The sequence below is a fragment of the Alkalicoccus luteus genome (assembly GCF_052061695.1).
GTDB classification, from domain to species: Bacteria; Bacillota; Bacilli; order Bacillales; family Salisediminibacteriaceae; genus Alkalicoccus; species Alkalicoccus luteus.
In genome coordinates this window covers 64,662-86,641 of record NZ_JBPZEY010000010.1, presented here as the reverse complement: position 1 = coordinate 86,641, position 21,980 = coordinate 64,662, and the positions used below count along the sequence as shown (strand labels likewise).

At 47.3% G+C, this 21,980-nt stretch carries 19 protein-coding genes; 8 read left to right on the top strand and 11 right to left on the bottom strand.

Translation table 11 applies throughout. From position 1 onward, the window contains the following. Positions 1-58 precede the first annotated feature (58 nt). Positions 59-1,564: a malate:quinone oxidoreductase gene (locus tag ACSZLD_RS13525; RefSeq protein WP_444685487.1), complete on the bottom strand. Its 1,506-nt coding sequence runs from the start codon at positions 1,562-1,564 to the stop codon at positions 59-61. Positions 1,565-1,836: 272 nt separating this feature from the next. Here ACSZLD_RS13525 and ACSZLD_RS13520 point away from each other — a divergent pair, with 272 nt between their 5' ends. Both ACSZLD_RS13520 and ACSZLD_RS13515 read left to right on the top strand, forming a co-directional pair. Beyond that, on the top strand, positions 1,837-3,480 hold the full coding sequence (locus ACSZLD_RS13520) for a DUF2075 domain-containing protein (RefSeq protein ID WP_444685486.1): 1,644 nt from the start codon (positions 1,837-1,839) through the stop codon (positions 3,478-3,480). After that, positions 3,477-3,782, top strand: a complete 306-nt coding sequence (locus ACSZLD_RS13515; RefSeq protein WP_444685485.1) for a nucleotide pyrophosphohydrolase — start codon at positions 3,477-3,479, stop codon at positions 3,780-3,782. The genes ACSZLD_RS13520 and ACSZLD_RS13515 overlap by 4 nt, the downstream gene beginning before the upstream one ends. 123 nt (positions 3,783-3,905) lie before the next feature. Here ACSZLD_RS13515 and ulaA read toward each other — a convergent pair whose 3' ends face one another. From ulaA to ACSZLD_RS13485, 6 genes are all read right to left on the bottom strand, one after another. After that, positions 3,906-5,174 (bottom strand): PTS ascorbate transporter subunit IIC, encoded by a 1,269-nt coding sequence (ulaA, locus tag ACSZLD_RS13510; protein WP_444685484.1) that lies wholly within the window; start codon positions 5,172-5,174, stop codon positions 3,906-3,908. A 23-nt stretch (positions 5,175-5,197) separates the two neighbouring features. After that, positions 5,198-5,467: a PTS sugar transporter subunit IIB gene (locus ACSZLD_RS13505; protein ID WP_377908947.1), complete on the bottom strand. Its 270-nt coding sequence runs from the start codon at positions 5,465-5,467 to the stop codon at positions 5,198-5,200. A gap of 17 nt (positions 5,468-5,484) precedes the next feature. Then, a complete protein-coding gene (locus ACSZLD_RS13500; protein ID WP_444685483.1) occupies positions 5,485-5,943 on the bottom strand; it encodes a PTS sugar transporter subunit IIA in 459 nt (152 codons plus the stop codon). A gap of 12 nt (positions 5,944-5,955) precedes the next feature. Further along, entirely contained in the window at positions 5,956-7,803 is a 1,848-nt protein-coding gene (locus tag ACSZLD_RS13495; RefSeq protein ID WP_444685482.1) for a PTS sugar transporter subunit IIA, read from the bottom strand. Positions 7,804-7,993: 190 nt separating this feature from the next. After that, positions 7,994-8,644 carry a hypothetical protein gene (locus ACSZLD_RS13490; protein ID WP_444685481.1) on the bottom strand — a complete coding sequence of 217 codons (651 nt, stop codon included), beginning with the start codon at positions 8,642-8,644 and terminating at the stop codon, positions 7,994-7,996. Next, complete coding sequence (locus ACSZLD_RS13485) at positions 8,584-9,384, bottom strand: hypothetical protein (protein WP_444685480.1); 801 nt, start codon at positions 9,382-9,384, stop codon at positions 8,584-8,586. The genes ACSZLD_RS13490 and ACSZLD_RS13485 overlap by 61 nt, the downstream gene beginning before the upstream one ends. A 137-nt stretch (positions 9,385-9,521) precedes the next feature. Between ACSZLD_RS13485 and ACSZLD_RS13480 the strand changes: the two genes are divergently transcribed. Genes ACSZLD_RS13480 through ACSZLD_RS13470 form a run of 3 tightly spaced genes read left to right on the top strand, consistent with a single transcriptional unit; the run spans position 9,522 to position 11,936 of the window. Continuing rightward, the gene (locus ACSZLD_RS13480; protein ID WP_444685479.1) at positions 9,522-10,448 is read left to right on the top strand and encodes an AAA family ATPase; all 927 of its coding nucleotides are present in this window, start codon (positions 9,522-9,524) and stop codon (positions 10,446-10,448) included. Next, positions 10,414-11,529, top strand: a complete 1,116-nt coding sequence (locus tag ACSZLD_RS13475; protein WP_377908942.1) for a DUF58 domain-containing protein — start codon at positions 10,414-10,416, stop codon at positions 11,527-11,529. Before ACSZLD_RS13480 ends, ACSZLD_RS13475 begins: the two co-directional genes overlap by 35 nt. Continuing rightward, on the top strand, positions 11,529-11,936 hold the full coding sequence (locus ACSZLD_RS13470; protein WP_444685478.1) for a hypothetical protein: 408 nt from the start codon (positions 11,529-11,531) through the stop codon (positions 11,934-11,936). The genes ACSZLD_RS13475 and ACSZLD_RS13470 overlap by 1 nt, the downstream gene beginning before the upstream one ends. A 49-nt stretch (positions 11,937-11,985) precedes the next feature. Here the strand turns inward: ACSZLD_RS13470 and ACSZLD_RS13465 are convergent, their stop codons facing one another. Further along, the gene (locus tag ACSZLD_RS13465) at positions 11,986-13,314 is read right to left on the bottom strand and encodes a sensor histidine kinase (protein ID WP_444685477.1); all 1,329 of its coding nucleotides are present in this window, start codon (positions 13,312-13,314) and stop codon (positions 11,986-11,988) included. Further along, entirely contained in the window at positions 13,307-13,999 is a 693-nt protein-coding gene (locus ACSZLD_RS13460) for a response regulator transcription factor (protein ID WP_444685476.1), read from the bottom strand. The genes ACSZLD_RS13465 and ACSZLD_RS13460 overlap by 8 nt, the downstream gene beginning before the upstream one ends. 152 nt (positions 14,000-14,151) lie before the next feature. Here ACSZLD_RS13460 and ACSZLD_RS13455 point away from each other — a divergent pair, with 152 nt between their 5' ends. The 3 genes from ACSZLD_RS13455 to ACSZLD_RS13445 all read left to right on the top strand — a co-directional run bounded on the left by ACSZLD_RS13455 (position 14,152) and on the right by ACSZLD_RS13445 (position 16,660). Then, positions 14,152-14,520 (top strand): hypothetical protein, encoded by a 369-nt coding sequence (locus ACSZLD_RS13455; RefSeq protein WP_444685475.1) that lies wholly within the window; start codon positions 14,152-14,154, stop codon positions 14,518-14,520. Between the two features lie 138 nt (positions 14,521-14,658). Continuing rightward, complete coding sequence (gene adhP, locus ACSZLD_RS13450) at positions 14,659-15,675, top strand: alcohol dehydrogenase AdhP (protein ID WP_444685474.1); 1,017 nt, start codon at positions 14,659-14,661, stop codon at positions 15,673-15,675. Positions 15,676-15,880: 205 nt separating this feature from the next. Next, positions 15,881-16,660 carry a hypothetical protein gene (locus tag ACSZLD_RS13445; RefSeq protein ID WP_444685473.1) on the top strand — a complete coding sequence of 260 codons (780 nt, stop codon included), beginning with the start codon at positions 15,881-15,883 and terminating at the stop codon, positions 16,658-16,660. Positions 16,661-17,289: 629 nt separating this feature from the next. Here the strand turns inward: ACSZLD_RS13445 and ACSZLD_RS13440 are convergent. Then, on the bottom strand, positions 17,290-20,583 hold the full coding sequence (locus ACSZLD_RS13440) for a DEAD/DEAH box helicase (protein ID WP_444685472.1): 3,294 nt from the start codon (positions 20,581-20,583) through the stop codon (positions 17,290-17,292). Next, positions 20,573-21,856, bottom strand: a complete 1,284-nt coding sequence (locus tag ACSZLD_RS13435) for a sigma-70 family RNA polymerase sigma factor (protein WP_444685471.1) — start codon at positions 21,854-21,856, stop codon at positions 20,573-20,575. The genes ACSZLD_RS13440 and ACSZLD_RS13435 overlap by 11 nt, the downstream gene beginning before the upstream one ends. Between the last annotated feature and the right edge of the window lie 124 nt (positions 21,857-21,980).

Below are 21,980 nucleotides of genomic sequence, written 5' to 3'. Positions count from 1 at the left end.
CCTCCTTCTTAACGGAAGAAAGCCAGTCAGCGGCTGACTGACTGGCTCCCGTTTCATCTTATAACGTCGATTCTGCTTGTTCATTTACTGTCAGACCGAGTGCCTTGTCGGTTTTCGCCTGCAGCTCGCGGATCAGCTCCGGATGCTCTGACAGCTTTAATCCGTAGGACGGCACCATTTCTTTAATCTTCGGCTCCCATTCCTTCACGCGGTCCGGGAAGCAGCGCTCGATGATATCAAGCATCACCGATACAGCAGTGGAGGCTCCAGGCGACGCGCCGAGCAGGGCGGCAATGGACCCGTCGGCAGAGTTGATGACCTCAGTGCCAAACTGAAGCGTGCCTTTCCCGTTTTCCGTATCCTTAATCACCTGCACGCGCTGACCGGCTGTGATCATTTCCCAGTCCTCGCTTTTCGCGTCCGGAATAAATTCACGCAGCGCTTCGATCCGCTTCTCTTTCGTCTGCATCACCTGCTTGATCAGGTACGCAGTAAGCGCCGTGTTTTTTGCACCAGCGGCAAGCATCGTCGTCAGGTTGTTCGGACGAATGGACGTGATGAGATCGGTGTAGGATCCTTCCTTTAAAAACTTCGGTGAAAAGCCGGCAAACGGACCGAAAAGAAGGGATTCCTTATTATCGATAAAGCGCGTGTCCAAATGCGGCACGGACATCGGCGGTGCGCCGACTGGTGCTTTCCCGTATACTTTGGCGAAATGCTTTTTGACGACTTCCGGGTTCGAGCACGACATAAATATGCCGCTCACGGGAAATCCGCCGTAGCCTTTTCCTTCCGGGATACCGGACTTCTGCAACAGGTGAAGGCTTCCGCCTCCGCCGCCGATAAAAACAAAGCGCGCCGTGTGATGCTCAACAGTACCACTTTCGTGATTGGTGACTTTCACTTCCCAGCGGCCGTCTTCCTGCTGGGCGAGGTCTTCTACCGTGCGGTTGTAGTTTAATTCCACGCCTTTTTCTTCAAGCTGCTCAAAAAGCACGCGCGTGAGCGCTCCGAAGTTCACGTCCGTTCCGCCTTCGATGCGCGTAGCCGCTACCGGCATGTCAAGCTTCCGGTTTTCCATCATGAGCGGAATCCACTTCTTCAGCTCAGCCGGATCATCGGAAAACTCCATGTCGGCAAACAGCGGATTCGCCTTCATCGCCTCAAAGCGGCGGTACAGAAACTGAACATTGTCCTCTCCCTGCACGAAGCTGATGTGCGGAAGGGCCCCGATAAAATCGCGCGGGTTCGTGATTCTGCCGCTGTTAACGAGGTATGACCAGTACTGCTTTGACTCGTTAAACTGCTCGTTTATTTTCACAGCCTTCGTAATATCAACCGAGCCGTCCGGCTGTTCGTGCGTATAGTTGAGCTCGCACAGCGCCGCGTGTCCTGTTCCTGCGTTATTCCATTCGTTCGAGCTTTCTTCACCGGCACTGCCGAGCTTTTCAAACACTTTGATGTTCCAATCCGGAGCAAGCTCCTTCATCAGGGAACCAAGCGTCGCACTCATGATACCGGCACCTATTAATAGTACATCTGCTTGTTTTTGCTCTCTGCTCATAATCTCTTCCTACTCCTTACGTTTTTCGGAAAAGATGCAGCCGCTTCAAAAGACGACAGCGAAACAATGACATTCGACCAGGTTCCACACCTTTTCCAGTTCATTTTGCTACACGTAATAGTTTATCACTGATAGCACGATAATAAAACGCTTTCGATAGTTTAAATAGGAAGAAAAGTGCGACATTGCTGTCGACGCTTTTGTCGAAAGCAGGTGAAGATTCTATGATCAGTATGATAAGCTAAACAAAAACCGGCTAGGAGACTTCTTCCATGGATGAACTGATTATTGAAACGGGACCTTTCGAGGAGCGTGCGGTGAACGGGATTGAATCGGAGCATTTGACGAACTACCCGATCGTCTATATTTTGCATAACAATCGCAAAAAGCCGGCTGCCTACATCGGGCAGACGGTACAGGCGGCGCGCAGGCTGCGGCAGCACCTGGCAGACGACCGCCGCAGCAAGCTCGACCAGCAGATTTTAATCGGCCACCGCCGTCTGAATCAGTCGGCGACGTATAACATTGAGTCGAGGCTGATTAATTTATTTATCGCCGACAGCCGCTATGAGCTGCAAAATGTGAGCCAGACGGCGTCACGGCAAATGCATAATTATTACGACAAAGTGTATTACAACGACACGCTGTTCCGCGATATTTGGGAGCGGCTCCGCAACGAAGATATTGTCGAAGGAACGATTGATGCGCTTGAGAACAAAGACGTCTACAAGCTCTCCCCTTATAAAGAGCTGACGCCGGAGCAGCTGGATGTAAAGGAGCGTGTGCTGGACTTCTGCCGGAAGCACGCGCAGACGGACGGGCATCGCGTGTTTATCGTCGAAGGCGATGCCGGTACGGGAAAAAGTGTGCTGCTAAGCTCCTTGTTTAACACGATTCAAGATGCTGCAAATGAACCTTCCTCCCCGCTGCATCAGACGGAAAACCGGCTGCTCGTCAATCACGGGGAAATGCTGAAAACCTATAAAAGCATGACCGGAAGCCTGCCGAACTTGAAGAAAAAGCACTTCGACAAGCCGACGTCATTTATTAACAAGATGGACAAGCACCACACGAATGCTGACATTGTGCTCGTTGACGAGGCGCATCTGCTGCTCTCAAAGCCCGACGCCTACAACAATTTTCACTATGACAATCAGCTGCAGGAAATCATCAAACGGAGCCGCGTCACGATCGTCATTTTTGACCGGATGCAGGTGCTGAAGCTGAAAAGCTACTGGAACGACCGGCTGATGGAGGAAATTACGGGCACATACCGGGCAGAGCGAATGCGGCTGACCAATCAGATGCGTATGAACATTGACGCTCCCGCTAAGGCATGGATCGACGCGTTTGTCGCGAAAGAATTGAAGCCGATCCCGGATCGCGCTGATAGCTCCTTTCAGCTGCAGGTATTCGCCGAACCGGATGCGTTTCGCAAGGAGATCGAAGCGCACAATGAGGCATATGGCCTGGCGCGTATCGTCTCGACGTTTGACTACTTGCATAAAAAAGACGGAGCAGATTATCTCGTCGATGAAACCGGACTTAACATGCCGTGGAACCGCACGCAGGACGACGTAACGTGGGCCGAACAGCCGGAGACGATTTATGAAGTAGGCTCTATTTACACGGTGCAGGGCTTTGATTTGAACTACACGGGGGTCGTGCTCGGACCATCTATCCGCTATGATAAAGAAAACGACCGCATCCGCATCGACACGAACGCTTACCGGGATACCGGGGCCTTTCAGTCGAGAAACGACATGACGCAGGAGGAGATCGCGCAGGTGAAGGAGCAGATCATTTTGAACTCCCTGAACGTGCTCATGAAGCGAGGCATTCATGGTCTCTGCATCTATCCGACCGATCCATGTCTGCGCGAACGTATGCTGGAACTACAGGAGGAGCGACAATGAAGGATTGGCAGCAGTTAATCAATCAGATCAACGACTTCCGCGATGCCCGCGGCTGGAGACAGTACCACAACCCAAAGGACCTTGCCCTCTCCCTCTCGATTGAGGCAGCTGAGCTGCTGGAGGATTTTCAGTGGCTTTCAAGCGAGGACGCTGTAACAAAAAACATCGACAACATACGCGATGAAATTGCCGACGTCATGATCTACGCCCTAATGATGTGCGACGAGCTCGAGCTCGACGTGCAGGAGATCATTCAGGACAAAATTCAGAAAAACGGCAAGAAGTATCCGGAACAGAGCTGACTGCGCCGGCTCCCCGACTCCGCCGAACGACCGCTTTTCTATTTGTCACCTGGTCTGTATCCATAACATACAGTCCGTCATAAAAAACGACCGGCCTGCTTCATGCAGAACCGGTCGTTTTTATTATCCGCCAAACAAGTTAGCGAGTGAGCCAATCAGAATCCCGATGACACCGAAGTCGGAGTCGCCGAACGTGGTGTTTTCAATGCCCAGTCCGCCAAGAACCGGGAGCAGGAAGGCCGGGATGAAGCTGATAAGAATCCCGTTTGTGAATCCGCCTGCCGCGGCTCCGACACGTCCGCCGACGGCGTTTCCGAAGACACCAGCTCCGGCACCTGTGAAGAAGTGCGGCACGAGTCCTGGAATGATGAGCGCCAGCGAGAAGATGCCAAGCATCGCCATGCCGATCAGTCCGCCGATGAAGCTGGAGATGAAGCCGATGATAACAGCTGTCGGCGCGTAGTTGAAAATGATTGGTACATCAAGGGCCGGTTTCGCACCGGGAACAAGCTTTTCAGCGATCCCTTTAAACGCTGGTACGATTTCTGTCAGGATCATGCGTACCCCGTACATAATGATGCTGAAGCCTGCTGCGAACGTGATCCCCTGCATCAATCCGAACATAATATAGTTCTGGTCGCCTGCATACGTGCCGACAACCTCAGGACCGGCAATGAGAACAAGAATCAGGAACATGACAACCATCGTGAGCGCTGTTGAAATGAGGGAGTCACGTAAAAAGGACCACTGCTCTGGAATTTTTATGTCCTCTGTCGTCTTCTTCTCGTTGCCGACTGCTTTTGCGACAAGTCCTGCAGAAACGTAGCCGATCGTGCCAAAGTGGCCCATCGCGATTTCATCGCCGCCGGTTACTTTACGCATAAACGGCTGCGCAAGTGCCGGCATCAGTACCATCACCCCGCCGAGAATCAGTGACCCGGTCGTCACAAGCGTAATCCCGCTCATGCCGGCTGTTCCGAGCACCGCGGATAACAGTGCCGCCATGAAAAACGTATGGTGACCAGTCAGGAAAATGTACTTCAGCGGTGTAAAACGCGCGAACAAAATGTTAGCAAGGAAACCAAAGCCCATGATCAGCGCCGTTTCCGTTCCGAGCGTCTGCTGGGCAATCGCGACGATCGCCTCGTTGTTCGGAATAACCCCTTGGATATTAAACCGGTCCTGAATGATGCCGCCGAGTGAATCGAGCGAGCCGATTACGACGCCGGCACCAGCACCAAGAATCAGGAAGCCGATGATGCTTTTCGTTGTACCTGCGAACACCTTCGAGAAATTAGCCTTCTGCAGAAGCAGCCCGGTCATGACGATCAGACCGACCAGCACTTCCGGCAGGCTCAAAATCTCATTCATCAAAAATTCAAAGAACCCCATCCTCGATCATGCCCCCTTAAAGCCTATTTGTTCAAAAACTCCTCAATCGCACTTTCTACTTCCTGCTCGCTTGCCATGTTGACAATCGCTTTTACAAACGCCTGGCCGCCCTGCAGCTGGGATGCAAATTCATTGTTCGTCAAAATCAAGTCCGCCGTAACGCTCTGCGCCGTTCCAAAATCTACTGCCTCCACGTCTGCTTTTACGTCCTTGTTTTTCAGCACCTTTTCTGCCGTCATTTTCAGCATCAAGCTTGATCCAAATCCCATTCCACATACACATAATACTTTCATGTTCGTCACCTCTTCGTTTAATTTTGGCTGCTTGTGAGCAGCTGTTTCACTTCGTCTTCGGAGCCTGCATGAAGCAGGTCCTTCATCAGATTGCTGTCATCGATCCATCCGGATATTTTCTGGAGCATGTTCAGGTGGGAGTCGGAATCGACTGCCGCGAGACAGATAAACACCCGCGCCGTTTTCACCGAGCCCTCGCTGTCTGCCGGAAATGGAACCGGCTCCTGAAACACCGTAAGCGAGATGCCTGCCCGGCTCACGCCGTTTTCCGGACGGGCATGCGGCAGTGCCACATTCGGCGCGATCAAAATATACGGTCCGAGCTCGTCGATGTTGGAGATCATTGCCTCGACGTAGGAGTCGGCGATGTAGTCATTCTGTACAAGCGGCTCTGCGCTTACGGCAATCGCCTCGCGCCAGTTGACCGCTTCCTTCTGCCATTGGATACAGCGCGTATCCACTTGAAAATCTGTCATCATTGTTCCACCTCATTGTTCATGTTTTATTTCGCCGTGCAGCAGCTGCTGCATGCTATCGCTGTTTGTAAGCAGCTGATACAAATACTGCAGCTGCGGAAGGTGTGCATACTTGTCAGGTGTTGCCATAAACAGGACCGCGTGTGAATGCAATTTTTCCGATCGGTAAGGCGCCGTTAGCTGCACGAGGCTGAATCCGGGCCGGTTCACATGATCCGAGTGCGTGTGAACGAATAAGAGCCCCGGGACAATTTCATATAAGTACGCCTTGTCGATCACCGTTTTGCGTATATCCTCAAGGAAAGCCACTTCAACGACCTCGTCCTCTTTCAACAGATCAACGCCGGTTTCCAGGATTTTGTCCAGATCTGTCGTGTCCATCACCGCCGTGCGCGACGCCGGAATGAGCGCCTGCACAGAAGGGGTCGTCTCCGTCAGCTTGGCCGCGCCTCTTTTCTCTTCAAGATCCTTCATAAAGTGTTCAACCTTCGTGATCTCGTCACGCGTCATGACGGGATTGATCGTCACGTACGGGTACGGAGAATCGGGCAGCGTCACCGTAGATACGATAAAGTCCGGCTTGTCCCAGCCGTTATCCTTATGCAGCATCGACACCGCTGCGGTGCGCTTGACGTCCAGCTGCGGAAAATGCTTCATGAGGGACGCGGTTAACAATCGTCCCGCTGCGATACCGCCCGGGCACATAACCCAGATTTGGTAACGCTCATTGTCAAAGGAAGCCTTTTCATAAATCGCCGCAAAGCTCATGGCAATAGGAATAATGTCATCAGCTGTTCGTTCCGGACCGGTGCCGAGCGCCTCCTGCACGTGGAAGACGATGAAGGGATACTGTTCTTCGACTTTCTTTTTCAGCGGGTGCAAATAGCGGATGCCGCACTCACCTGCGTAGTGAAACGCCTGCCATTCGCGGTAAATGTAGCGGATCTGTTCGTCGCTGTAACCGGTTAAACCCATACGCGTACTGGTTTCTTCAACGAACGCAAGAAACACTGGATCGTCGTTGTAGTCCGGCACGTTCTTCGGATACAGGTTTGAAGTCGCTTTCAAATAACAGCAGGCAAACGCCATATTCCGCTCTGTCGTATCCACACCGACCGTCTGACAAAACTCGTGCCACACCTCTTCAAACCAAGGTTCCGCTTTCGGCTGTTCCTCCTGCAGCATCTCGCCTGTCCGCATTCGCTGCAGCTGCAGCATCCATACCTTTAAAAAGGCGGTCGGACTGACCGTCTCCGGCAGTTCCTCTGTCAGCGCCACGGCTTTCTCCATTTCCTTCATCGAAATTTCCGACCAGTTCAGGTACGGCACCGGATTCATGCTGTTCCAAGCTGCTTCCAACCTGCTCATCACACTTAGAAGCGCGAGCCGCTTTGCTTTTTCAGAGCCGAGAATGGCAAAGCCTTTGCGCCCTCGTTCCAGCGTTAATGAAAACATGTCTGTCAGCTGCTCGACCTTTTCCATTTCCTGCAAAACTGTTCCGCGGCTGACCTCCAGCTCTTCTGCCAGCTCCCTAAGCGACTGACTGCGCGTTTCGATCAGCAGCTCGTACGCGATTAACAGGTATCGTTCCTCTGCTGCGTCGGATCTTCCGTACAAATTCATCGCTTCATCCAGCTCGCGCCGTTTATCGGCATCAAGTGCTCCGGCAAGCTCCCAGTAGCCTTGTCCCGATGCGTGCGTAAACGTCACGTCATAATCTTCCAGCCACCCGGCTACATGCTCTAAATCGTAGCGGACCGTCCGCTCGCCGACGTTGAACATCGCCTCGCAGTCCTTCAGCTTAAATTGCGTCTGGCCGTTGATCATCATCTGCACCAGCTGACGCCTTCTTGCATTCACGTTGCTCACCTCCCTGCTGTAATCAAAGTATACAAGGGCTTTCATAAAAAATGAATACGCTTACATTCCGAATAGGTTCAGAATTGTCTGCAAGATTCTGAACGGTGGAAACCCTTGTCATTAAAGGCTTCTTACTGGAATTCATTCAGCGCGAAAAAGCCCGGGATTTTCCCCGGGCAATGTTTCCGTTTCACGTGAAACGGGCGACAGCTTGTTCTATTTTAGCGAGTTCTTCCATTAAGGCTGACCGCCTTGGGTACTCGTTTCGAAGCTTGGCGATCAGCTCGATTCCTTGCGCCTTGCCATTTACTTTGGCACACTGCTTCACAAGCCGGCAGAGCGCCCGGTACTGCTTGCGGTTCGTTGCCATCCTAGCCCCGTGATCAACTAGCTGGCTGAACATTTCCCGCACTATGTCCGGATAAACCGGCTGCAGACGTGGACCGAGCTCCCGAATCTTCCACAAATCCTTTTCACAGGCAGCAAGCAGCACCTCCGGCTTGTCCTCTTCCATACCGATATGAATCGCGAGCGGATCACTGGCAGAAAGCTCGTTTAACAGCTGCTTCACTGCAGTATCCCACTCGCTATCCTCGTGCAGTTCCTTCCACTGCTGATACGTCTTTTCAATCTCAAGCATCATGTTTCGTGCCAGGAGCATGTTCCGAAGTGCTTCTTTTTCTTTCTCTCGGTTGCCGGTAAGACTGTAAAGCCGGCGCTCCGTTTCCAGCAGGGACTGTTGAATGTGCACGAGCTTTTTATGACGTTTTCCCGTTTCGATCATCGCCTCGGCATTGTCCCACTCTTCCCGATCCAGGTAGTAGGCAGCGAGCTCCAGCACGAAGTCCGGATGCTCATTCTGATCCGCTCCTGACGGAAGGCATTTCCTGCCTCTTTTCCCTCCGCTTCATCAAGGATACAGGCGCGTAGCAGCTCCAGCTGTTCCAGCTCGTAATCCGGATAAGACGTTTGCCTCGCCGCCTCTGCCGCGTCATCCAGCGCCTTTTCTACTTTCTCGTGCCGTTTTTTCTCGCCACGCATCACAGGCAGGGAAACTCGGAGCAGCTCGATGCGGAAATCGCTCCAGCCGTTGTAGCGTTTCAAGCGTGCCTCTTTCAGTATTAGCGTTAAGAGCGTGCCTGCCGTGCTGTCGTCTGCCTCCTCGGCACAGCGCGTCAACTGATTCATCGTCAGACTGGCTGCAGTCGATACTTCTCCATTGGAGTCGTCCATAAACTGCAGGGAATCAACCGCACGGCCGAGCACCTTTAGTCCCAGCTTCACCGCCCGCTCGTATTCCCCTTGATCGGCAAGGGCCTTTGCATGCTCCAGCACTTGGTAAATACCGGAAAATGCCTCATGAGAGCGGGAAGCAGTGATAAAGCCATAGGAGCCCTTGGCACTGGTAAAGTGCTTCGTAATCAGCTCCCCCGCAAGCTTCACCTCATCTTTTCCGTCACCCAGCCGCAGTTCCACGTCCTTTTCAAGCTCCGGATATGCATGCATCCACATTCGCACGAGATCCAGCAGTTCTTCTTTTTTCAGCTTTCCCACCAGCTCCGCAGCCTTCTTGTCCGCCATCGCCTCGTCCCCCTCGTTTTCATGTGTATATGTGTATCATACAGGAAAGTCTCTCCCATAACACTTTCCAATTATTGTCTCCTCCTTCCTCTCATGCTAAGCTAAAAACAGTGGATAGTCAGACAGGAGGAACCACGATGACCGAACAACTAACAACTCAAATGAAACATGAAATCCAACAGAAACTGATCGGCAAAGACGAGACAGTCGAATTACTTTGGATCAGCTTGCTCGCTGAGGGGCATGTGCTGCTCGATGACCTTCCCGGCACAGGAAAATCAGAGCTTGCCAGTACGTTTGCAGCCGCGATCGGTGCAACGAGCGGACGAATTCAAGGTACTTCTGATGTCACACCTGCTGACATCACCGGCTTCGACTATTTCAATAAACAGACAGGCGCCTTTACGTTTCGTCCAGGGCCCGTTTTTCACCACGTGCTGCTGGCGGACGAAATTAACCGAGCCTCGCCCCGCGCACAGGCAGGTCTGCTTGAAGCGATGGCGGAGAAGCAAGTGACAGTTGAAGGCACCACACATGCGCTGACCGATCCTTTTTTTGTAATCGCGACACAAAACCCTGTCGATGTTCAGCAAGGAACCTTTAAGCTCCCGCAGGCACAGCTTGACCGCTTTATGATGAAGCTTCCGATGAAGACGCTCCGATTTGACGAGAAGCGTGCCATGCTGGAGCAGCACCGGGGTCCCGTGCGACCTGTCACAGCGGTGACTTCTATGGAGGAGATTCGTACGCTTCGTGATAAGGTTCGTCACGTGGAGGTGCATGAGGACGTTGAAACATATTTGCTTCAGCTGATTGAAGCAACGGGCACAGTGGAAGAAACATTGTTCGAGGCAAGTCCGCGTGCAGCCGTCGCCCTGCTCCGGGCCGCACAGGCACGGGCGCTTATTCAGGACCGCCGCTATGTGAAACCCGAGGACATCGTCATGCTTGCAGAACCAGTGCTTGCTCATCGTCTTATACTCAACAGCCGGGCCGTGCTGACGACAGATCCGAAAGATGTGGTGCAGCATGCGCTCGATTCCCTTTCCGTTCCGGCAGACTGATCAAGGCTTGGCTGCAGTAACCTTCCGCTACACAGCAGCAGGAAAAACGGCAGCCGCGCTCGGGATCCTCTTTTTATTAGCCAGTCTGCTGCGGCTCGATCTGCTGCTAAGCGGCTCCGGCTTGTTTTTACTTATGCTTCCGGCCGCTTCCCGCCTTACGCTGCAGGCAGCGATTCAACAAAGCCGGCTGACCGCTGTTCAAACAAAGAGTGCGCTGTTCCCCGGCGAGTCGGCTGCTGTGGTAGTGACAGTGGAGAACAGGAGCCGCTATCCGCTTTTGATGACTGCGCTTTATTCCAGTTTGTCTGCACACGACTGTGCAAAGATAACGGTGCCGGACGAAGCACGAACAGCAGCACCTGCCACTGTATCCTCCTGGCGCTTTGTGGTAACGGGTTCCAGGCGCGGACAGGCACGAATGACGTCGATGGAGATGGACGTACGGGACTGGCTCTCTTTCTCGGTCTGCAAGGTGGAAGAGCCTCTCTCCCCTTCGATCCAGTTAACCGTGTTTCCGCTCCCCGCACCAGTTCAGACCTTGGCAGCAGCTGCGGACAACCACGCACCACATGCGGGACAGGTAGAAGAGGAGAAGCTGTACGTCCGTCCGTATCAGCCTGGTGATAAAGGACGGCGGATTTCCTGGCGCGACTTCGCGGCCAAAGACGAATTAGTCAGCTGGAAGAGCAGTGCTCCTGGTGAAACAGAGATTTGTCTGGTCGTTGCACTGCATATGGAAGGAGAGGAACGAAAGTGGACGCCTCATGCAGAGAGCCTTTTGGAGCGTGCTGCTGGCCTGGCTGAGTCTTTTACAAAGCGGAACGTCACGTTTGAAGCCTATATCAATGATGCGTCCGCCGGCAGAGACTGGCTGCACCTGCCAGCAGCACAGGGGACCGGTCAGCTGTCTGCTTTTTTAGAGCTGCTGGCCACGCTGCACAAAGGACTGCCGCTGTCGCCGGTGTCCGTCATACTAGAACAGCTCCCGCCCGATAAAGTCATGGTTTATATTGGAGAAAAGCCCGCCGGACCGCTCTCTCCTCAGACCATTGTTTACTCCGCGGCTGGAGGTGACCGCTGATGCGCTTTGTCTACGGAGCTTTATTATTTGCCTGGAGTGCCACGGCTGCTTTCTCCCTGTCTCCGCCAGTCGCAGCCGGTCTGATTATCCTGCTCGCTGGAACGATTCTTCCGCTCATAAAGCAGAACACTCCACCCTTCGGAAAACAGGCGGTCTTGCTCCTGCTTGGCTGGACATTCGTACTCTACCTGGCCGCTGGGTGGCTGTCGTTTGCAATCAGCGGGCTGTTCCTTCTGCTCGCTCTTATCGCAATAAAAGCTCCTCTGCATGCCATGCAGGAAGCAGCGTTAATGTATGAAAAAGTACGTTACAGCAGCGCCACCCTTACGAAAAAAGAAGCCGCTTTGTTCCGGAAGGCTGTCACAGAGGTCAAACAGGCCATGCAGGATGAAACGCGTTTCACGTGAAACACTCCTAAAAAAAAGCCCCGATCATTTTGAGCGAATGATCGGGGCTTTACGTTTCTTTCGGCAGGCTGAGTCGGAACACAGCGCCCCCTGCTGCTTTGTTTTCAGCAGTTATCGTGCCGCCTTGGGCTCGGGCAAGTGCAGCGGCGATGGAGAGACCAATGCCGAGACCGTCCTTTTCGCGGCTGCGCGAGGCGTCGCCGCGGTAAAACCGGTCAAAAACGCGATGCTCCTCCTCCGGGGACAGACCTGGACCTTCGTCAGCTACTTGTATCACGACGCGGTCTGCTTCGTCTGTTGCTTCAAGCACGACGGTTCCTGATACCGGAGTAAACTTCCAGGCGTTATGCAGCAGGTTGGTCACGATCTGCCTCAGCTTATCCGGGTCGGCCTGCACGGCATCAGCGTCACAGACTGTTTGCAGCGCGATTCCCTTTGCCTGAAACATTGCTTCCATGTCGGCCTCCAGTGACCGGATAAAAGCAGGAAGGTCAACGCGCTTTTGCTGCAGCGGCTTGTCTTCCCGCTCCGATTCGTACAGCTGTTCCATTTCTCCGACGAGACGGACGAGACGCATCAGTTCGTCGTGGCTGCGCTCGAGCCGCTCCTCCGTCGGCTCTAGCACGCCATCCTGAAATGCTTCAAGCTGACTTCGCAGCGCCCCAAGCGGTGTCCGCAGTTCGTGTGCCAGGTCTCCGGTAAAACGGCGGCGGCGCTCCTCCTCCTCCTCGAGCGAGCGGGCGAGTGCTGCGACACCGGCCGCCAGATCATCCAGCTCCTGAACGCCGTACGTCCTGTTTGGAATCTGCCGCTCTTTATGCTGCAGCGCGAGGACATCCTCCCCCACGCTTCGCAGTCCGCGCGTCATCCGGCGCGAAGCGACGTGGCTGAAAAATGCAGCGGCACCGATCAGCACGAGCAGAACGATCAGCATCGACAGCACCATGTCCTCCAGAAACTGCTGCTCCGCTCCGCCGAGCCCCGACGGATACCTCACTTCAAGCACGCCGATCAGAGCACCGTCTGCTTCCAGGCGGTAGGCCCTCTCTTCCCCGTCTCCCTGGGTCATCATCTGCTGATGCATCATGCCCGTCTGCACCGGATTTCCCGCTTCATCATAAAGTCTTGCACTCATCCCCTCTTCCATCATGAGCGAATGAAACAGCATCGGCGGGATGTTCTCAAGCGATCCCCGCTCGCTGTATTCTGATTCGATCTGAGCTGCCGCTTCCTCAACGAGCTGCTCCTGCCGGTCGCTGACGTAGTCGCCAAAGTTTCGCTCCACCGCCCAAAGCAGCACCGCTCCCATGAGCAGAATGCCGGAAACGGCGATCAGCATAGCAAAGAAAAAGGTCTGTTTTTGCACGGTATTAAACATCGCGCTCACCTTTAAAGCGATAGCCCATGCCGAACACCGTTTCAATAAACTGCGGCTGCTTTGGGTCAGATTCGATTTTTTTACGCAGATTTTTTATATGCACGTCAATGCTCCGCTCATAGCCGTCAAAAAACAGATCTTCCTGCACGCGCTCCAGCAGCTCTGCCCGTTCAAACACCCAGCCCGGATGCGCCGCCATCGCGGTGAGGAGCCGGTACTCGATCGGGGTCAAGTGGACCTCGCTGCCTTCTACGCTGACACTCCGCTCCTGCAGGTGGATGACGAGTGCTTTGCCGGCAAAAGACCAGACCTCACTTGTATCTCGTTTTCCGACGCGTCTCATGATTGCCTGCATGCGTACGATCACCTCACGCGGGCTGAACGGCTTCACGACATAATCGTCCGCGCCGAGCACCATGCCCTGCACGCGCTCCTCCTCTGCCGATTTGGCACTTAAAATCAGCACCGGTGTGTCAAAGTCTTTGCGCACGGCGGTGAGGATTGCTTCTCCGGACAGATCCGGAAGCATCAAGTCCAAAATAAGAAAATCCGGGTGGAGGCTTCGAAACAGGTCGAGACCCTTCTGCCCGTTAGCGGCACACGTTACCTCATGCCCTTCCCGCTTCAGATACGCTTCCATCACCTCGGCCATCGTCGGATCATCCTCAATCACAAGCACGTGCATGCCGCTCCCCTCCCCCGCTGAGTTGTTAGCAAAAGTATAGCATGCAAATGAAAAAAGCGGCCGCATCTTCATACGATCTACATAACTCTTTTCTATACTGGAGACAGAAGGAAGGGATCCCCTTCCTGAAATTAAAAAAGGAGGCGGTCAGCATGCGAAACTGGATCATTGCCATCGTTGTGATTGTTGTGATTGGTCTGCTTGCAGCTGGTGCAACCGCTGCACAGCAAAATGGAACGTTCGGCATGCCGTGGATGACGGGCGGACACGGGCAAATGATGAATGACGACATGATGGAGGACGCAGAGCCTGGTGAGATGATGCAGGGCGGCGGGATGATGAACGGTCGCGGCCACATGATGGATGAGGATTACGGACGCATGATGGGAGAGCGTTTCGGACCGATGATGTACGGAGATGACTGGGAAACCCACATGGAGGACGCAGATTGGGAGGCCTTTCACGAGGACATGTATGAGCGCATGGAAGCCTGCCACGAGGCAAACGGAGGGCCGCAGTGAGCGGCTCTTTTTTGTGGGAAAACACGACTGAACGTTACGAATTTGTTCAATATTTCACAATCATATTTTACCAATTGCGTGCTATAGTAAAGGTGTAAAAGCTGTCGTGTTTTCTACCTAAAAAAGGAGTGATCACCAATGAAAGCAGTTACGGTTAATCCAGCGAGCAGAGCCAATGTGGAAGTCACGGAAAAGGAACTTCGTCCGCTTGAGTCCGGGGAAGCACTAGTCGAAATCGAGTACTGCGGCGTCTGCCATACGGATGTGCACGTAGCTGCCGGTGATTTCGGCGACGTAGCCGGCCGCACGCTCGGCCACGAGGGCATCGGGATCGTCACGGAAATTGCAGATGACGTGACGAGTCTCTCTGTCGGCGACCGGGTCAGCATCGCCTGGCTGTATAAAGCGTGCGGACGCTGTGAATACTGTACCACCGGTCGCGAAACGTTCTGCCGCAGCGTGCAGAACGCCGGCTTCAGCGTCGACGGGGGCATGGCGGAAAAATGCATCGTGACCGCAAACTATGCCGTGAAGGTGCCGGACGGACTGGACCCGGCGCAGGCAAGCAGCATCACGTGTGCAGGCATCACGACGTACAAGGCAATCAAAGTCGCAGACGCCAAGCCGGGTGAATGGATCGCGATCTACGGCTGCGGCGGCCTTGGTAACCTGGCGATTCAATACGCGAAGCACGTATTTAACGCAAATGTCGTTGCGGTAGACATCAACGACGACAAGCTGGCGCTCGCTAAAGAAAGCGGCGCGGATATGACGATTAATCCTGCAACAGAAGACGCCGCGGCAATCATGCAGGAGCAGTGCGGCGGTGCCCATGCCGCTGTCGTAACCGCCGTCTCTAAAGCCGCCTTCAACTCCGCTGTAAACGCCGTACGCGCCTGCGGCAAAGTCGTCGCTGTCGGCCTGCCGACGGAAACGATGGACCTCAGCATCCCGCGGCTCGTGCTGGACGGCATCGAGGTCATCGGTTCCCTCGTCGGCACCCGCAAAGATCTCGAAGAAGCTTTCCAGTTCGGCGCTGAAGGCAAAGTCGTTCCCGTCGTCAAAACCCGACCGCTCGACGACGTACAAAACATCTTCGAAGAGATGGAGCAAGGTAAAATCCAAGGCCGGATGGTCATCGACTTTAAGATGTAAAGAAGAGAAGACAGCTTCCAGAGCGGGAGCTGTCTTTTTATTGTCTGTGATTTCTTTAAAGAGTGACTATTGAAGCTTCCTCAATACGAATGAGAACGCTATAATAAATTCATAATATTCAGACTATTAATGCGGATTGTTGAGAATAATGGTAAAATAACCTTAATATAATAAGATTAACCTTCAATAGAGAGGAAGATTTTGATTGAGTATATCTCCTAATTATAATCAGCTTTTAACGTTATTGGACGATGGCGTTACGGTCAACCACATAGCAGAACCATTGAATACAATCGATATTCGAACACCAAAAGGGCATACCATTGGTATTATGGAACAAAATAACTATGATCTTATCGGTGTAACTAAGGAAGAAAAGGTTATTGGATATATCGAATATGATAAATCCGATAATTCTGTTTTAGGCCCGATTATGAACTTCCAAAGTATTGATTTAATATCTGCGAATACCCCTCTCTCTCTTGCTCTTACGATTATTTCAGTACAAAAGCGAATATTTATTTTAGATAAAAATAATGTGGCTTCAATCGCAACTATCGCTGATTTAGAAAAACCCCCTGTAAGAATGATGATTTTCAGTATACTGAACTTACTGGAAACGGAATTAACTTATTTGATTCATACACACGTATATGAAGCCGACTACTCTAAATATATTAATGATATTAATTATGCTATGGCTAAAGAGCGGTATAATGAAAAGCAATTAAAAAATCAAGAAATTAGCTTTGTTTGGTATTTCACTTTTACTGACAAAATAAATATAATCAAAAGAAATGAAAACCTTTTAGCTATCTTAAATTTTTCTTCAAAGACTCAATATACTAAAATGACTAGCAGCTTAATTGATTTAAGAAATGAAATTGCTCATGCTCGTCCATTCTCGTTTGATTGGAATAAAATAGGAAATTATATAAATAACATGAGAGATTTGATTAAAATTTGTGAAGGTAATAAAAAGTAATTGCTACACTTCCAATTTTTAAAATGTTATTTATATATTTCAGATCTTAATAATACAGACTGTTAAATTTCTCGTAAAGATAGAGCCATATTCATCGCAATTAGTGGGGAAAATCTAAGGCTTTTATCTAACTTTTGATGCGCTATTGCAGGAAGTACGGTTGGAACTTTATCCGTAATAGACGACTTTCTCCCCAGCAAGCAATGGCTCTAAACTTCGCACTTTTGGCTCTAACAGCGATGCAATATTCAGTTAGTATACAGGGGTTATTAGAACTATTTGATCAATCCAAAGTATATACTGTTTTAAAATTTTCACTCTGACACTGCAGATGCAATAACATAAAAAAGGCGATAGATGTATTAGGTGTTGCTCATTAATAAAAGTTTGACCTCATTTCATAAACATCAAGTGAACTCGGTTTTAGAAATAATTAGATTTTAATTCTGTAGCAATTATTGAAGAGAACAAACTAAATATTAGATCTCCCATATTGATATTATTTTCATAACAGAAAAGGCAGTCCCTCCTCAACGCTAAAGAATTATCTTCTAGGTGGGGACAGACTTTTTTCTTTTATTTAGAAAGTGCAGGCGGTTTAAAGCTCAACTTTTAAAAAACGATAAAATTTATTTCTTCAGTTTACTTAAAGCGTTCTTTACTTCGCTTGGTAGAATCCCCATAAAATAGTATTCTATATTATCCCAAAACCACTTTGAATAATTTAAAATTTTCTCTTTTGGGGAATTCCCTTTTTGTTCTTTAGTAAAAAGATACTTCAACATTTCAACGCTTGTATAATGTTTATCTTGGACATCTTTTAATATACTATTCTGATAAAAATCACCTTGTTTAATAGCTTTTTCTAATGGATAAATAGAGTTCATTCTTAAATATATTTGTGGGTTATTTCCACCAACAACTTGATAGTTCAATAACCTTCGACTTTCTCCAATTCCCAGTGCTGCTATTTTAGCATCCAATTCAATACTATTTGCCCTCATATAAAATGTGAGTATATCACCATCGCTCTGAACAAAGTTGTCATTCGGCTTCAATGTTGCTACCAAACCTCTTTTAATAAATGTTGTGAATAAATCTCCATCTAGATGAATGATATACCTCGGTTTATCATCTACACTGCTTGCACGCTCAGATATGAATTTAACCTCTTTTATTTTTGAATATTCAAACGCTGCGTTAATAATCGTTTGTGCAAACGTCAATGCTTCAAATTTATCAGAGATTTTTAATGCTTTCATAAAATGGTATCCAAGATTATCGACTGAAAAATGTTTACCAGATATTTTATAACTATTAACGAATGTTTCAAATGCCTGTAATATTAAGTTATAATTAGAAATAATTGACTCATCTGTTTCATGGCTATTTAATCCTACATGTACTCCTGAAGCATATGTAAACTTTTCAAAAATAGATCTATGCTTCAGTTTCTCCCTTTCTTCCATTTTGTGCAATGCAAATTTGAAGCTTGGATAAGAAATATGTCTATAATATTTCTCCCATATTCCACTCAAGTTAACCTGATATATAGCAGAATAAGTCTCACTTTGTATTTTGTGTAGTTTGCTAAAATATTTCCCTAAATTGGATTGAATGAATGTCCTTTCTAATTTTGGGGTAACAAATATTAAATCATTTCCAAATAGACTTCTTGGTCTTGCTACAAATGGAGAGTATCCAAGCTTGTTTGGAGATGAAAAGTCTTTTTCAATCATAAGTAACACTGTTTTCACTTTATTATCTAATGAATCTTCGTCTCGTTTGTTTTGAACAAAGATATATTTAAAATCCTCTGGACTAATAATTAAATTACGGTTATTATTTTTTTCTTTATGTACTGATAAGACTTTTTTCATGACCTCTATAATTTGACTCTTTCGGATCGCTGACATACCGTATAGCTGTTTAACTTCGTTCATATCTCGGTTTAAAAAATCAATTAAACCAAATCCATTAGCTATTTTATCCTTATCACGAGCTGCTCTTCCGATTTCTTGAATATAATCAACAACATTTCCAGTAGGAGCATAATGGTACACATTTGTAATATCAGGAATATCGATACCCATTCCAAAAGCTTTAGTTGCTAAAACAAATTGCAAATCTCCACTTTTGTATTGATATAAAACCTCATCTTTTTCCTCTTTAAGAAGGCTTCCGTAATATTTACCTGTAATTTTAGCTATATATGGTTCGTTTTGTGTTAAAAAATTACTGAAATCCGTTAACAATTTTACTGTTGGGAAATAAACCAACGATTTTTGTTTGTTTTTATGGGCCATTTTTAGATGTTTCAACGCTAATGTGTGCTTAGTTTTTCGATAATCCCTTCCTTCTTTCTCCAGATCTTTATCACTACTTTGAACAACCATAATTAACTCATCACGACGAACCTTTCCGAAGTAAGAAATAGGACTAATCATATTAAGGCTGTTTCTCGTATCTAAATACATATCTTCTCGGCCACCATATATAGCCGTTGCAGTGAAAGTAACGATAGGAAATTTGTATTCCTTCCGCAATTTAGCTAGATAAATACCTAGATACCAATAATCTGAACGAAATGATTTCCCCCAAGTAGTTACTATATGAGCCTCATCAATAATCACCACACCAATATTTCTATTGCCAATTAGCATTTTAATATCGGATCGAGCTTGTAACGTTTCAGGTGATAGGTATAAGATATCAACACGCTGACTTTGAACTTTATCAAGGATGCTTTCTTTTTGGTAAGGTGGAGTATTCCCGTTTATCGTAGCTGAATTATGAATACCTTTTCTATGCATACTTCCAACTTGATCATTCATTAAACCAATTAATGGCGATATAACTAAAGTTAAAGGCTTATCATCTAAATATTTATTTGATAAATATAACGCAGGCACTTGAAACATTACTGACTTTCCAGCTCCAGTTGCAGCAGTTATATATATATCACGAAAATCTTCACCATACATTGCTTTTTCTGCTTGTATGACTATATCATCTATAATTTGAGCTTGAGAAATTTTTATCGTTTCTTTAGATTGACTCTCTATATTTTTATAAAACTCAATTTCCTTGTAATTATCGTAACCATAAATACTATTCAATATTTTTACATAGGCATCCTCATTCTCTAATACTTTTCTTCTTATTGATAGCATTGTAAAGTGAATTTTAATATCAGAAATATTAGCGATAATATTAATACGTGCTAAATAATTATGAGGTAGTGACTCACTTGCCCCTGATAAAACGAATAAAACATTCTTAGTATCTCCTTTTAAAACCATATTCATAATAAGATCTAAAAATGGAAGTTCATCATCTGATAATTCTATTTGTACAATATGTTCCGTCGGGTAATCCTCACTGAAATTAAATTCATATTCCATCTCATCATAATATTTGAACGTCAAAGGTTTTTTATCAAATTCTGGATACGTCACATAATAATTTCCGCTGTACTTTGAATAATCTATTTGTCCGTAAAATTTCGAGACATTCTCTAATACTTTTAACTGATCATTTTCTAATTCATTATCTTCTTGATAATATAAATAATGGTAAATACTATCTACATTTGATAGTGTATCTCTGAATGGATATTGTTTATCGAACAGATTATTTTCGATTACTAATAAAGGCATTTTACTAATATCCTCATGGTCTTTAAATAATTGATATTCTTCAATTGTCATCCACAAATAAGCATCAGTAAACGCACGATGTTTAATAATATCATCTATTACCTGTTTTTGTAGCGTTAACAAATCCACTTTATCGAAGTAGTCTATACTAAACGAAAAATACTTTTTGTCTTTTTTTAATTCGCTTGTATTAAAGCCTTTTAATACAACAATAGATGAACCCTCTTCCTTCACTATTTCTTCAATTCTATTCTCAATATTCATACATATACTCCTTTAGAACTTTGATCGCTTTTGATTTTCGAAGCTTTCTAAGCGCTTTTGCTTCTATTTGGCGAATTCTTTCCCTTGTTACCTTGAATAATTGTCCGATTTCTTCTAGTGTCATTGTTTCATCATTATTAAAGCCTAAACGATGATATAAAACCTGGATTTCCCTCTCTGTTAATTCTCCCTGAAAAATATCATCAATTACATTTCTTAGCTCAACCTTATAATACTCTTCATCTGGTGAATTTAAATGTTCATCTAACACTAGTTCACCTAATGCTGTACTTCCATCTTCCCCAACTAAACGGTCGAGACTGTCTAAGTTACTTTGCAAAATATAAAACCGCAAATCTTCAATGACATTAATTGGTGCTTCCATTGCTTTAGAAATTTCAAATGTGGTAGCTGGTCTAGCTAATTCATCCCACAATTCATTCTCCGTTTTTATGAATCTATTCATTTTCTCACGATAATGAACCGGAATTCGTATTAAGGTTGAATAATTTGCTATCCCCCTAGTAATCGCCTGCCTTATCCACCAGGTTGCATAAGTTGAAAATTGGTATTCCAAGGAAACGTCGAATTTTTCTGCAGCCTTTAGTAATCCAATAACGCCAACTTGATACATATCTTTTTCATTGAATCCAACAGTTGCTAAGCCTGAATAATTCTTTACAATCTTCCAAACTAATTTGCTATTTGCTTCTACTAGATTACTAAGTGATTTATTTCGTTTTAATTCATCACCTGAATTAATTTGGTTTAAATATTTTATATTCCATGATTTATCGATAACATTTTCTAGTGAATCAATATGACTAATAAAACTGTCACTATCCAATAAAGAATTCAAATCATTGTCGAATAAATCATCTGGCAGAGCCAAATCAAAGTCAATTTTATTTTTCTCTTGCTGTGTATCGTCAATTATTTTATATCCTTTGCTTGTTAGATTGATTAGAATATTTTCACGAATACTTTTATCCATATTATTTTGATTGAACCAATTTATAAGAAGACTTCTACTAATTTCATTTTCTAGTTCGATACATTTAAACAACTTCAATAAATTTGCCTTTAATACAGTTTTGGGATGATCAACGATGTTAATTTGTAAAGCATCTAGCTCATCATAAATAGTAAGTTTTTCTTCGATTTTAAGTGAATATTCTTTAAACCACTGGTCCACAATCCCCTGTCTTATTTGACTACCAAAACGAAAATTGTCGTTAATATGTGAAAGTAGATCATCTAGCTCTTTATTCATTGCATCACCTCCTTTACACCAAGACTAGCAGTAATAATGTAATCGCTCTCAAACATATAATGGTCAGTATTTTTAAATGGGATTACTTCAGCACTTCCTAAGTCAATTTTACCACTTTATACAT

Bases quoted from the DNA above. Each gene is read 5' to 3' on its own strand.
- ACSZLD_RS13465 (WP_444685477.1), bottom strand. From the start codon at position 13,314: ATGTTTAATACCGTGCAAAAACAGACCTTTTTCTTTGCTATGCTGATC.
- ACSZLD_RS13480 (WP_444685479.1), top strand. From the start codon at position 9,522: ATGACCGAACAACTAACAACTCAAATGAAACATGAAATCCAACAGAAA.
- ACSZLD_RS13500 (WP_444685483.1), bottom strand. From the start codon at position 5,943: ATGACAGATTTTCAAGTGGATACGCGCTGTATCCAATGGCAGAAGGAA.
- adhP (WP_444685474.1), top strand. From the start codon at position 14,659: ATGAAAGCAGTTACGGTTAATCCAGCGAGCAGAGCCAATGTGGAAGTC.
- ACSZLD_RS13520 (WP_444685486.1), top strand. From the start codon at position 1,837: ATGGATGAACTGATTATTGAAACGGGACCTTTCGAGGAGCGTGCGGTG.
- ACSZLD_RS13460 (WP_444685476.1), bottom strand. From the start codon at position 13,999: ATGCACGTGCTTGTGATTGAGGATGATCCGACGATGGCCGAGGTGATG.
- ACSZLD_RS13470 (WP_444685478.1), top strand. From the start codon at position 11,529: ATGCGCTTTGTCTACGGAGCTTTATTATTTGCCTGGAGTGCCACGGCT.
- ACSZLD_RS13515 (WP_444685485.1), top strand. From the start codon at position 3,477: ATGAAGGATTGGCAGCAGTTAATCAATCAGATCAACGACTTCCGCGAT.
- ACSZLD_RS13525 (WP_444685487.1), bottom strand. From the start codon at position 1,564: ATGAGCAGAGAGCAAAAACAAGCAGATGTACTATTAATAGGTGCCGGT.
- ACSZLD_RS13485 (WP_444685480.1), bottom strand. From the start codon at position 9,384: ATGGCGGACAAGAAGGCTGCGGAGCTGGTGGGAAAGCTGAAAAAAGAA.
- ACSZLD_RS13475 (WP_377908942.1), top strand. From the start codon at position 10,414: ATGCGCTCGATTCCCTTTCCGTTCCGGCAGACTGATCAAGGCTTGGCT.
- ACSZLD_RS13435 (WP_444685471.1), bottom strand. From the start codon at position 21,856: ATGAATAAAGAGCTAGATGATCTACTTTCACATATTAACGACAATTTT.
- ACSZLD_RS13505 (WP_377908947.1), bottom strand. From the start codon at position 5,467: ATGAAAGTATTATGTGTATGTGGAATGGGATTTGGATCAAGCTTGATG.
- ACSZLD_RS13440 (WP_444685472.1), bottom strand. From the start codon at position 20,583: ATGAATATTGAGAATAGAATTGAAGAAATAGTGAAGGAAGAGGGTTCA.
- ulaA (WP_444685484.1), bottom strand. From the start codon at position 5,174: ATGGGGTTCTTTGAATTTTTGATGAATGAGATTTTGAGCCTGCCGGAA.
- ACSZLD_RS13455 (WP_444685475.1), top strand. From the start codon at position 14,152: ATGCGAAACTGGATCATTGCCATCGTTGTGATTGTTGTGATTGGTCTG.